Source organism: Psychrobacter sp. CX21 (assembly GCF_057396255.1).
The window spans coordinates 87,887-101,050 of record NZ_JBXYJG010000002.1 but is presented as its reverse complement, the minus strand read 5'-3'; the positions used below and the strand labels follow the sequence as shown (position 1 = coordinate 101,050).

11 protein-coding genes are annotated in these 13,164 nt (G+C 37.3%); 1 reads left to right on the top strand and 10 read right to left on the bottom strand.

The window, feature by feature from the left end; translation table 11 throughout:
* Window positions 1-21: 21 nt before the first annotated feature.
* The 7 genes from AC2SLP_RS01670 to AC2SLP_RS01640 all read right to left on the bottom strand — a co-directional run bounded on the left by AC2SLP_RS01670 (window position 22) and on the right by AC2SLP_RS01640 (window position 10,094).
* The gene (locus AC2SLP_RS01670; protein ID WP_486534895.1) at window positions 22-2,337 is read right to left on the bottom strand and encodes a heavy metal translocating P-type ATPase; all 2,316 of its coding nucleotides are present in this window, start codon (window positions 2,335-2,337) and stop codon (window positions 22-24) included.
* Between the two features lie 260 nt (window positions 2,338-2,597).
* On the bottom strand, window positions 2,598-2,822 hold the full coding sequence (locus AC2SLP_RS01665) for a heavy-metal-associated domain-containing protein (RefSeq protein ID WP_486534894.1): 225 nt from the start codon (window positions 2,820-2,822) through the stop codon (window positions 2,598-2,600).
* A 103-nt stretch (window positions 2,823-2,925) separates the two neighbouring features.
* Entirely contained in the window at window positions 2,926-3,174 is a 249-nt protein-coding gene (locus AC2SLP_RS01660) for a hypothetical protein (RefSeq protein WP_486534893.1), read from the bottom strand.
* Between the two features lie 66 nt (window positions 3,175-3,240).
* A complete protein-coding gene (kdsA, locus tag AC2SLP_RS01655) occupies window positions 3,241-4,101 on the bottom strand; it encodes a 3-deoxy-8-phosphooctulonate synthase (RefSeq protein WP_486534892.1) in 861 nt (286 codons plus the stop codon).
* Window positions 4,102-4,339: 238 nt separating this feature from the next.
* Entirely contained in the window at window positions 4,340-5,968 is a 1,629-nt protein-coding gene (gene pyrG, locus AC2SLP_RS01650; protein WP_486534891.1) for a CTP synthase, read from the bottom strand.
* A gap of 245 nt (window positions 5,969-6,213) precedes the next feature.
* Window positions 6,214-7,248, bottom strand: coding sequence for a porin (locus AC2SLP_RS01645; protein ID WP_486534890.1), 1,035 nt, complete (start codon window positions 7,246-7,248; stop codon window positions 6,214-6,216).
* Window positions 7,249-7,892: 644 nt separating this feature from the next.
* Window positions 7,893-10,094 (bottom strand): malate synthase G, encoded by a 2,202-nt coding sequence (locus AC2SLP_RS01640; RefSeq protein WP_486534889.1) that lies wholly within the window; start codon window positions 10,092-10,094, stop codon window positions 7,893-7,895.
* Between the two features lie 764 nt (window positions 10,095-10,858).
* Between AC2SLP_RS01640 and AC2SLP_RS01635 the strand changes: the two genes are divergently transcribed.
* Window positions 10,859-11,605 carry a MiaE family protein gene (locus AC2SLP_RS01635; protein ID WP_486534888.1) on the top strand — a complete coding sequence of 249 codons (747 nt, stop codon included), beginning with the start codon at window positions 10,859-10,861 and terminating at the stop codon, window positions 11,603-11,605.
* A 117-nt stretch (window positions 11,606-11,722) separates the two neighbouring features.
* Here the strand turns inward: AC2SLP_RS01635 and AC2SLP_RS01630 are convergent, their stop codons facing one another.
* The 3 genes from AC2SLP_RS01630 to AC2SLP_RS01620 all read right to left on the bottom strand — a co-directional run bounded on the left by AC2SLP_RS01630 (window position 11,723) and on the right by AC2SLP_RS01620 (window position 12,920).
* The gene (locus AC2SLP_RS01630) at window positions 11,723-12,100 is read right to left on the bottom strand and encodes a hypothetical protein (protein ID WP_486534887.1); all 378 of its coding nucleotides are present in this window, start codon (window positions 12,098-12,100) and stop codon (window positions 11,723-11,725) included.
* Between the two features lie 159 nt (window positions 12,101-12,259).
* Complete coding sequence (locus tag AC2SLP_RS01625) at window positions 12,260-12,580, bottom strand: hypothetical protein (protein WP_486534886.1); 321 nt, start codon at window positions 12,578-12,580, stop codon at window positions 12,260-12,262.
* Window positions 12,581-12,743: 163 nt separating this feature from the next.
* Window positions 12,744-12,920, bottom strand: a complete 177-nt coding sequence (locus tag AC2SLP_RS01620) for a hypothetical protein (protein WP_486534885.1) — start codon at window positions 12,918-12,920, stop codon at window positions 12,744-12,746.
* Between the last annotated feature and the right edge of the window lie 244 nt (window positions 12,921-13,164).

Genomic DNA, 13,164 nt, shown 5'->3' with positions numbered 1-13,164 from the left:
GTTTTACTTGAAATAGCTACGCTAAACTTTATAGCGCGTTAATCGTAATGCATTCATTAGTACCGATATAGAACTTAAAGCCATAGCTGCGGCAGCAATCATGGGGTTTAATAAACCAAAAGCAGCCAGGGGAATACCTAAACAATTATAAATAAAGGCAAAAAATAGATTTTGTTTGATATTGCGTACAGTAGCTTTGGCGATATCTACGCCAGAATGAACTTGCATAATTGAATCACCCATTAGTCTTGCTGAAGCACTGTGTTTAGCAACCTCTGTACCTTCACGCATGGCAAAACTGGCATAGGCGGTTGCCATAGCAGGGGCATCATTCACACCATCTCCTACCATGGCTACTTTATGACCTACTGCTTGATGAGCTTCAATCCACTGTGCCTTATCACGCGGCTTAAGGTGACCATAAGCCTCATTTACTCCAAGATCACTGGCCACTTGCTCTACCACAGAAGGCTTATCACCGCTTAATAACACCAGATCTAAACCATCTTTTTTTAAAGCGTTTACTGCATCTTTACTTTCTTCTTTTAATTCATCTGCTAAAGCGAACATACCCAAAGGCGTGTCATCGACACTAACAGCGACACTACTTGCCACCTGCCAGACTTTTGGCAGATTTTTAGGCAGCTTTAATCCTACAAATTCTGCAGTACCGACTTTGACTTCCCCAAAGTCTTGTACATGCGCCTGTATTCCCATACCAGGCACAACGTCTATTTGACTGGCAGGAAGCAACCTCAATTGTCTTTCGTTGGCAGCGTTCACAACAGCAGTTGCTAAAGGGTGACTGGCATGTACTTCAACGCTTGCAGCTAATTGAAGAACCTCGTCACTATGTATACTTTTGTTCACCATCATGGCATCAACCAGATTCGGTTTACCTTTAGTCAATGTTCCTGTTTTATCAAAAACTACGGTATCAACCCCGCCTGCCATCTCCAAACTATGCGCATCTTTAAACCATACGCCATGCCTAGCAGCTACGCCCATACCCGCCATAATAGCAGCAGGTGTTGCCAAACCTAACGCACAAGGACAAGCTATTACCAATACTGATACGGCATGCAATATAGCTTTGTCAGTTGCCCCAGTTAGCCATAATGTGAGACCAAAGGTGACTAAGGCAATAAAGACAACCACGGGAACAAAGACTGCAGCAACTTTATCCGCCAAACGTGCCAAATCAGCTTTACTACCTTGAGCTTCACTTAAAGCTTTTACCATATCACTAAGCTGGGTCTCACTACCTGTGGCGGTAACTCTATAATTGATACTGCCATTATCAACCATAGCGCCTGCCAGCACTTTATCACCGACTTTCTTACTAACGGGTACGGATTCACCAGTAAGATGGCTTTCATCACACCACCCTTCTCCTGAAATAACGATACCATCGGTAGCCACGCGAGAGCCTTGCTTTGCTCTTAGCACATCATCGTGAGTAACTTCATTTAAATCTACCGTTTCAAAGTCTAACGCTTTATGTTTATATTTAGAATCTAATTCTTGTTGATTAGTATTTACGAGCCTTTCAACTGTCGTTGGTGTTAACTCAAGCAGCATATTGATGCTATTAAGACTATGCTTTTTGGTACGTTGTTCTAAAAACTTACCCAGTTTAACAAACGCTATAATCATAACTCCCGCTTCAAAATAAACTGGAACATGCGCTGCGCTCTGACTGGTAATATCTGACCAAGATAAGGCAAAGCTGTTACTATCTACAAATCTCACCCCTAGACTTTGAAGCCAAATAAACGTTGAATAAGCCCAAATAGTAACCGTACCTATGACTACCAATACATCCATATTGGCGAGACCACCTTTAATAGATGCCCATGCGCTACGGTAAAATGGACCTGATAATCCTAATTGAACAAAGGTCGCTAATACAAACTGTATCCACAATGGCGGCATCCATTGCATGCCCTGCCCAACTAACATACCTGCCATACCGATCAAGAATGGAATCATACAGATCCAAATCAACAGCAAACGCCAATCTATGGAAGTATCTTGAGGACTAACAAATTGGTCATCTTCTAGGGCGGTAGCCGTGAATCCCGTCTTATTAACCCACTCGCTGATCTGATTGGCATCTGCTAATTGCGGATCATAAGTTACATTCAAGGTCTCGCCCGCATAGTTCACACTGGCAGATCTTACTTGAGGTTTTTTACTTAAAACTTTTTCGATCCGAGTAGCGCAGGCTTGACACGACATGCCGTCTACTTGAAATTGGGTAGTCGAATAGTTTACGGTAGGCTGGGTATTATCGAGAGTATTAATTGGATTATTATTGGAATTCTGTGCAGACATAAAAGCAACCGATTTTAAAATTTATAATTTAAGCTTTTATAAGCTATCTTGATAAAGTTTTTGAAACGTTGATAAGCGTTATTATTATTGTACATAAGGTTATTATAACTCTATTTCTAGTCTTACACCGCTCAATAACATAAAAGCCTTATACACATAAAAGCCAGCATTAAGCTGGCATTGTTAGCATCTAGGAATGTGATTAAGTAAATACTCTAAAAATTTTTTATACTGTACGATATTTAATTACTAATAAAAATCTAATTATTAGCTACTGTCGCATCAAATCCTGCTTCCTCAATTTCTTGAGCAATGTTATTTGCAGATACTTGTTCAGCATCAAAAGTAACTGTAGCTAAGTTATTCTCAAGTTCAACACTGACCGTTTGTATGCCCCTTAAGGATTCAACGGCGTTATGTACACTTTTTACACAACCCTCACAAGTCATCCCATCAATGTTTAAGATTCGAGTTTCAGTAGTCATAATTTCCTCCTTTTAGGCTTGTCGTCTATTAAGCTTTTAGTTTAAAAGTAAAATTATTGGTTGTGGGCTGTTCTTCTAATGCTTTTAAAATTATTTATTTTTATTAATTATCCGGATTCTGGGGTGCGTCATAAGGATATGGCTGAGTAACATAGTCCACAGTGTTTAAAGCAGCCTTAATAGCGTGAATCGTCGTTTCAGTATCCTCATAGTTTACGATACCTATACTATCATTCGGTTTTAATTGAATGTCGGTCACACCATCAATATTTTCTAAGGCAGTCATTAACGTCTCAACGCCTCTTGCATCATCAATATTATCAAACTGGAATTGTGCTTGCTTAATAGCCATATCTCTTACCTTTAAATCTTAAGGTTGTATAAACTAATGGGTGCTAAAACTAATGGGCGCTAAAAACTAATGGGTATCTAATACTTTAAAGCTTTTAACCAAATCATCGATTTGTTTTAATTGTGCTAAAAACGGTTCTAATTGACTCATTCTTAACGCACAAGGACCGTCACATTTTGCGACCTCAGGTTCTGGATGGGCTTCCAAAAACAAGCCTGCAAGCCCAGTTGCCATACCAGCACGAGCCAGCGTGGTAATTTGTTCACGCCGTCCCCCTGCACTGTCACTGCGAGCACCAGGCTGCTGTAGACTATGAGTCACATCAAAGAATACGGGCACCTCCATCTGCTTCATAGTATCAAAGCCAAGCATATCTACCACTAGGTTATTGTAACCAAACGAAGTGCCCCGCTCACAAAGGATAAGCTTATCATTTCCCGCTTCTAAACATTTATTAATGATGTGACGCATCTCGTGAGGTGCTAAAAATTGGGCTTTTTTGATATTGATAATAGCGCCAGTCTTAGCCATAGCCTGAACCAAGTCAGTCTGACGACTCAAGAATGCAGGCAATTGAATAATATCTGCCACTTCGGCAACGGGTTGTGCTTGATAAGGCTCGTGCACATCAGTAATGATTGGAACATTATAATTTTCTTTAATTTGACCCAACCAATCTACACCTTGTTCTAAGCCAGGACCTCGATAAGAATTTAAACTTGATCGATTGGCTTTATCGAAGCTTGCCTTAAATACATAACCTATGCCAAGACGATTACAAATTTCAATATAGCCTTCAGCTATTTCAAAAGCAAGTTCTTTGGATTCTAGTACATTCATTCCGCCGAATAGTACAAAAGGTTTGTCATTGGCTATGCTTATATCACCTAACTGTATTTGAGATTGTGCTTGAGTTAATGCGGTCATAATTATGCTCTTTAAAAGATTATTTATAAATGGACTTATAGCAAAGGTGTTAAAAGGTGTTAAAAGTTATTTAAATAATTGTAGTACAAGCTGTGCTCAATACAAACCTAATATACAAAACACCACAACTGAGTTAAAAATAAAAAAAGAGATTAGGATGCCCTAATCTCTTTTCGCTTTATCCTGACTGATTAAAGCAATTATTTAAAAACTGTATCAATTTTTTAAATAAATCAACTTAAGTCTTATTAGTAATTGCCGCTTCTACAAAACTTGCAAACAAAGGGTGACCTTCGCGCGGAGAGCTGGTAAATTCAGGATGGAATTGAACCGCGATAAACCAAGGATGATCGTCTATTTCAACTGATTCTACCAAATGTTGTTTTGCAGAATAACCTGAAATAGTCATACCAGCTTCTTCAAGTGGTTTTACATATCGATTATTCATCTCATAACGGTGACGATGACGTTCATTAATAACTTTAGATCCATAGATTTGGTGCAATTTAGTACCTTCTACAAGCTCTGCTTCTTGACTACCTAAACGCATGGTGCCGCCTAAATTAGATTCATCATTTCGAATCTGCAATTCGCCGCGTTCATCAACCCATTCAGTGATTAAACCAATGATAGGCTCTGCTACTTTACGATTAAATTCAGTCGAATCTGCTTCTAATTGCAGAACATTAGTTGCATATTCTATGACCGCTAACTGCATTCCTAAACAAATACCTAAATAAGGTACTTTATTTTCACGGGCATAAGTAATAGCACGCATTTTACCTAGTTTACCGCGCTCTCCAAAGCCTCCTGGTACTAAAATACCATCTACCTGTTTTAGGGTATCAAATAAGCTATCATTTGTTTCAAACGCTTCGGCATCTACATATTCAATATTAACATGTGTTTTAAATGTAATGCCCGCGTGTAATAACGCTTCGTTTATAGATTTATACGCATCAGGGAGCTCGACGTATTTTCCGACAATCGCAATATTTACCTGACCTTCTGCATTCACTAATCTATCAACGACCTTATCCCAATCTGAAAGATCAGCTTCTGGCGCGTCTATACCAAAACGTTCGCAAATGATATCGTCTAAATCTTGTTCATGTAGCGTACGCGGTATTTGATATATTGTTTCAGCATCTTCGCACATAATAACCGCACGTTCTTCAACATTGGTAAAGAGAGCAATCTTACGACGGTTGTCTTCACTAATTTTATGATCAGAGCGGCAAATTAATATATCAGGTTGTAAACCAATTGAACGCAGCTCCTTAACCGAGTGCTGCGTAGGCTTAGTTTTAGTTTCCCCCGCACTTGAAATATAAGGCACTAGAGTAAGATGCATCAGCATGGCTCGATTACGCCCCAACTCTACTTGCATTTGACGCACCGCTTCCATAAATGGTAGAGATTCAATATCACCAACCGTACCACCGATTTCTATAATGGCAATGTCATAACCTTCACCGCTGGTATGTATACGATGTTTTATTTCATCAGTAATATGAGGTATTACTTGAACCGTACCACCTAGGTAGTCACCACGGCGCTCTTTGTTTAGTACATTTTGATAAATACGACCACTGGTAAAGTTATTCGTTTTACTCATTTTAGAATGACGTAAAAAACGCTCATAATAACCTAAATCTAGGTCAGTCTCGGCACCATCTTCGGTGACAAAAACCTCACCATGTTGAAAAGGACTCATTGTGCCTGGATCAACATTGATATAAGGATCCATTTTGGTCATGGTAACTTTGAGACCACGGGCTTCTAAAATAGCGGCTAAGGAGGCTGCAGTAATACCTTTACCCAGTGAGGAGACAACCCCACCGGTCACAAATATAAATTTCGTCATAATTTTATTCTTAATGCGAGAGCAATTAGTAAGATGGGATTTTACTAAATTTCGGTACAAAATTATAGGGTTGACTTAATATTAAATTGATACAGCCATCGAATATTAGTATCTTAGGTTTTTATAACATAATTTAGTATTTCAATAGCCTTTAATATAATAGCTTTTTTATTATGTCTGATTCAGAAACAAAAAAACTCACCCCCGAGGGGATGAGTTTTTATTTAAATAGATTCTAAAGATTATTAGAATACGTATTCAAGACCTGCGCCTAAACCAAAACCGCTATCTTCATAAGTATAGCCAATAATTTCTTCTTTATCATTTTTTATAGCTACACCGTTATCGGATTCTACATCTTTATAACCTGCATATAAATGACCCGTAGCTGCTTTAGTAAATGAATATTTACCACCAACACCAATACCCATAGCTTCATCACCATCAGCACCAGCTATATTATCAACTAAATTAACTTGTGCGTAGTAGTTCCATGGCGTATCGGTACTCATTTGAGCACTGACTTGGATAGTATTTTCATTATCATCAGTGTCCCAATCAGACATCTGATATAAAGCACCCATGGTTAACATAGGTGATAATGCATAGTTACCAGAGATACGAGCATGATTGTTTTCACCATGACCGATGTAACTTGCACCTACGTTCATAGGACCCATAGAGTATTTAGCCGCAACACCATATTGATCTTCGTTGTCAAGACCACAGCAGTCTTGATCACTATCCATACCATACATAGCATAAAACTGCATACCATCATAGTTTGGTGAAATATATGCGAACGCATTATCAGCTCGCGGTTCATCAAATTTAGCACCAACTTTAGCAACATTGTTACCAACTAAAATGTCAGCGAAATCAACATTGTCATCGATAGTAGTTAGACGACCTGCAACTAGTGTACCTAGTTCAGCATTAGCTAAACCAAGGTACGTATCACGTGAGTAAAACTGACCCTTTTTATGTTCATTGTCATCATCAATATTAATACCATACTCGAGCTTGTATACAACGTCTGTATCTGCAGTTAAAGCTTCAGAACCTTTTAAGCCTACACGTGAAGTATAAGAATTTAACTCAGTACCAGTAACATCAGCTTTATTTTTTTCAGATTGAACTCCTGATGCAGAAGTTGTTGTTACCACATCTGTATCTGTAGAATCAAGTATCAAAAATGCTTTACCGTAAACGGTAGGTGCAGCGTTAGCTGCGGATACAGATAGAGCAGCGACTGCTGTTGCTAAAAGTAATTTTTTCATGGGGGAGTCTCTCCACTTTACAATTTTAGTTATGGGCTGCTCTAATAAGCTAACGCCCAGTCTTCCTTAAATAATTCAAATCAGGAAGCTATTGTTAAAATAGTCTGATAAGAACAGGATTAGGTGCAATTATGACAACTTGGTATGACATTATTGTTAAAACTTAGAATTATAATACTACTTAATTTACATAAGTATACACATTCGTGGGTTTAACTTAATACTAATGTTACTTTGTTGACTAAATTGATACTTCAAGAATTATAATATCAACTTTGAAATAATTTGCAACATTTATTTAACCCAATTAATGATAATTATTCTTAATAAATATTAGTAATATAGAGTTTAATTTATTTAAGCAAAATTTATAGTTTTTATAACCTGTCTAATATCAATTAATTCAAATCGAGTGTTGAAGTTCATTCTTAATTCCATTTAAAGTCTAAAGGTCTGTTAACCTTTTAACTTATTTAGTTCGTTTTTACGGTTATTTACTTTTCAATAATATATAGTTTGATGCCATAAAAAAAGCTTCTGCAAAATAATATTTAGCAGAAGCTTTAAAGTTTATAAACGCACGCTTTGCTACATTAACTTTAGTTAAATATATAGTTTAGTTAACAGTAAGCGGATCACATATATTAGCACTGTTTAAGCTTTAAACGCGCTGCATGTAATAAGGGCTCAGTATATCCACTTGGCTGCTCACGGCCTTTAAATACTAAATCACAAGCGGCTTGAAATGCGATAGAGTTCTCATAATCATCGGACATAGGCATATAGTTTGGATCCCCTTGGTTTTGCTCATCTACAACCTTAGCCATGCGTTTCATTGATTCCATGACTTGCTCTTCGGTAACAATACCGTGATGCAACCAGTTCGCAATATGCTGGCTTGAAATACGCAAGGTGGCACGATCCTCCATTAGACCTACGTTATTAATATCTGGAACTTTTGAGCATCCGACACCGTGATCTACCCAGCGTACAACATATCCTAAAATACCCTGCGCATTATTATCAAGCTCTTGGCATTTATCCTCATCGCTCCAATTGGTATCTTTAGCCAATGGTATCGTTAATATATCATCAAGACTTGCACGTTCACGCCCTTTGAAGCTTTCTTGAACGTCTTGGACGTTGGTTTCATGATAATGAATGCTATGCAGCGTTGCCCCTGTTGGAGAAGGTACCCATGCAGTTGTAGCACCAGATTTTGGATGATTGGATTTGGTTTCAACCATCTCTTTCATTTCATCAGGTTTTGCCCACATCCCTTTACCTATTTGAGCACGACCTATAAGGCCTGTTTCGATACCAATATCTACGTTCCACTGCTCATACGCAGGTTGCCATGCTTGTGACTTCATCTCACCCTTACGTACAAATGGACCAGCATTCATACTGGTATGCATCTCATCACCGGTACGGTCTAGGAACCCTGTATTGATGAAGATAACACGCTCCTTAGCTTGACGGATACTTTCTTTTAGGTTAACGGTAGTACGACGTTCTTCATCCATCACGCCCATCTTAATGGTATTTCGCTCTAGACCCAAAGCATCTTCTACAGCGGCAAATAAATCGTTCGCAAACTTCACTTCATCTGGACCATGCATTTTTGGTTTTACAATATACATTGAGCCTTTACGTGAGTTTGAGCGCTTGTTATTATTTTTAATATCGTTGATAGTTAATAATGGTGTAATTAAAGCATCCATAATACCTTCAAAGATCTCTTCTTGACCTTCACCCAAATTAACTAATATGGCAGGGTTCTGCATTAAGTGACCCACATTTCTAATGAGCAATACAGCACGTCCTGGTAAAACCAACTTGCCGCCATCCGGCGTGGTATATTCACGATCAGGATTTAATTGACGGGTCAGCTCTTTATTTCCTTTGTAAAAGGTTTCGGTAAGATCCCCATTCATAAGACCGAACCAGTTGCGGTACGCTTCTACTTTCTCTTCAGCATCCACAGCTGCTACTGAATCTTCACAGTCTTGAATGGCAGTAATTGCAGACTCTAATAAGACATCCTTGATATGAGCAGGATCGTCTTGACCAACGGGATGATTAGCGTCGATCTGAATCTCAACATGTAGATTATTATTTTTAAGTAAAATACCGGTAGGGCTATCCTCTTGACCTACATACCCAACAAACTGAGCTGAATCAGCTAAATGAGTTTTGCTATCACCTTGTGAAATCACAAGACTACCATTTTCAATACTAAATCCAGTGACATTCGTATAACTACCCTCAGCCAATGCAAAGTGTTCATCTAAAAACGCTTTTGCATAAGCAACGACTTCCGCTCCACGTTTTGGATTGTAGCTGCTGCCCTTATCTTTACCATCGGCAGTATCTATCATATCAGTACCATATAACGCATCATAGAAACTCCCCCAACGCGCATTTGCTGCATTAAGGGCATAACGAGCATTACGTACTGGCACTACTAACTGTGGTCCAGGAATACTAGCAATTTCGGGGTCTACGTTTTCGGTAGATACTTGAAAGTCATCACCTTCCGGCAATAAGTACCCAATGTCTTTTAAAAATTGCTTATATTTAGGATAATCAATCTCACCTTCTTTAGCTGGGTTATTGAGATGCCACTCATCAATTTTTGATTGAAGTTCATCTCGTTTAGCAAGCAGCTCTTTATTGCGTGGTGTAAATTTATTTACGATATCCGCGAAGTTTTCCCAATATGCTTCTGAATCTACACCAACTCTTGGTAACACATCTTTTTCGATAAAATTATATAGTTCGCTATCGATTGCTAATATGCCTTTTTGAACGCGATTTTCATTATTATTTGTACAGTTACTCATGCTATCTAATCCTATAACGGTGAATGTAATTGGCAGTATTATGAAGTATTCAATATGATAATTTTATATAAAAATCTAAACGTACTAATAGATTACATGCGTTTATAGCAGTAATTAAATGTATCAATAAGTCTTCATTGTTCATACTACTATCAAAGAGATAAATTAACAAGAATGCGCCATTTCAATAAAAAATGTTTGGTCTTTATTGCTATGATAGTAGTCTATGAGCCTAATATTATTGAGGTTTTATAAAAATTGTACTGATGAGTTCTAACAATTAAACATCTATATAAGCTCACCTTATTTGTAAGAATTTAAGCGGTCCTATAAACACATAAAGTTTGATACTATAAACCTTGATAAATATAGGGCATGTTGGAGTATTCAGATATTGGGATTGCTGATAGCTACCAATTAATCCAAGCTGTGTTCTAAACTAGGCGTTAATTGACGATAATACTCGGAGCGTATTAGACCTTAGCTAGATTAACAACAACGTTTAGGGCGTTTTTAGCACCAGCCCAGAGAACGGTTCTCGAGCAAAGCACTGCTTTGCCCGTTCACAAGGCGAGAGCTGTGCTCGAGAGGGGGTCAGGGCTATTTTTTGCCAATATATTGCAAAATTTTATAACCTAGAATGACTAGGTGTCGAAAATATTACTTCATATAGACTAAAAAATAGCACCTGACAGTTCCACATTTAAATGTTCCACACGCCCTAGTATATTTTTTGATAATCCGTCTTACATACGAGCAATTTTATGAATGACAATATAATAAATGATAGTTTAATAAATGATAAAAGCAATACTATTTCAGCCCCAGCGAAGACTGATATCTCACATATCCATGACTTTTTAGGTGCCCGTACCTCAAAGCGGTGGCTGGACGCAGCTAATAATGATTTACCCACGATTATCCAAGATCATGCTAATTGTGAAAAGAAAGCTGCAGGCACAGCAATGAACCTTATGTTCCGATATGAATTTCATCAAAACTTACAGTTGAAACTAGCACAGCTTATAAGAGAAGAGATGCTGCATTATGAGCAAGTAGTAAATATCATGAAAGAACGCGGTCAAAAGTGGGCGCACTTACCTGCCAGCCGCTACGCTAAAGGCATGCTAAAGTATAAGCGCACTTATGAACCTGCTGCTATGATAGATGTACTTATTATTGGTGCATTTATTGAAGCGCGTTCTTGCGAGCGGTTTGCAGCGCTAAGTGAGGTTATAGATGATACAAGATTGGCAAAATATTATCGTTATCTTTTAAAGTCTGAGAGTCGTCATTATGAAGATTACCTGACTTTAGCGCGTTCTTTAGCGCCTGATAGTGGTTATGATATTGACTATGACACTATGGCAAAATCAATAAATAGTAGTTTTAACAAAGACAGTGATACCTTAAATGTAGACCAGCGTATTCTTTTTTTTAAACAAGTTGAAGCAGATCTAATTACAAGTAGAGATGATGAACTTCGCTTCCACAGTGGTGTTCCTTCATAACCTCTTTTAAGCAAAATAAACTGATAACATAACTTAAAAAACAAAAAGTCAGCTCAATTGAGCTGACTTTTTAGGGTTAAGCTAATCATGTACAATGTTAGTTATTGTGCATAAACATTAACGTTCATCTGTATTTAATACGCGAGTTTGAGCATTATCTACAGTCGCATATCTATTTTGTTCGGTAATTTCATCACTTTGCGGCTCTTCAGTAATGTCGTTATTCGGATCATTTTTACTGATCGTGTCTTGGTTAACATTACCATCAAAAGGCGTACTACCTTGCTGATCTCTTCTATCAGGCTGACGCGCAGGGTTATCACCTTGTTTGACATGCTCGCTATCAACCACATCATTTGTTAGCGTATCAGTACCTTTATTCACTGTAGCATCTATATTTGCGTCTGAATCTACATGAGCATCAGATTTTATAGCTTTTGCGTCAGTGTCTAATGATTTATCGATAGGCGTTTTGATTAAATTGGTATCCTTCATTAGTTATATTCATCCTAAATAGTTAAAAAGTTTGGAATATAGGGTTCTATGTAATCAAAGTTGTTAGTATTACTAGACCTTGCTAAGTATTTTAAATAGTCCGTTATCAGTGCCTGTTAATATAGTCTGTCAATAGAGTCTATTATTAGAGCAGGATTCTTAATCCTTATCATGGCGTCCGAGGTCATTCACATTAAGATCGCCAACGTTTTTACCAGCAGGGGGTAAACCACCATCTTTAACACGGCCATCTTCATAAACATCATCAGTTTCTTGAGAGGCTTGCTGAGGTCCATCAATTTTTGATTGATACTTAGTGCCCTCATAAGAACCAGGTTCTAAATCAACTTTTTTATCGTCTTCAACTTTAGTTTGATGCTGATCTATAGAAGGTAATTCGTTCACATCATCAGGACCGTTGTACGGTTTTTTAGGTTCGTCAAGGCCTGTTTCTACTTTAATAGTTTTATTTATTGACATACTTATTCCTTGATTAAGTTTAAATAATACGTTTTAAAATTATCTGCAGAAAGTTTACGATGAAAATTATTAAGTCACATACATGGTTTAATGCAATATAATTATTTGAGACAAATTAGTAAAAACTTCAAATTTCAAAACTTAGATATACTACATTTTCAAACTATTTGTCCGTACGCAGTTCATCTTCTATGAAAGGAGTTTGTTCTTTTTCAGAGAGGTTCTCAGGTTCTTTAGCATCTGCATCTTTTAAATTGTCTTCAACGCTATTTGGATTGACATCTTCTACAGATTGTTGAATATCTGATTTGTTCGCTTCATTATTTGATTTATTTGTCATAAGACCTATCCTTATAGTAAAAATTTTTGTTTATTTAAAATTTATCAACTACTTTAGATTTTAGAATTAGTGATAGTATATAAATTATATTAAAACTTACTGAGGCTTTAAACTATTAGAAACACGTAGTATTGTGTTTAATTATGTTGATAAAAAAGCAACTTTGTGAAACAAAGTTGCCTGTATGAAAAGTCGCCTGTATGAAATATAAATAATTATTGAACACTTTTATCGCTAATCTATA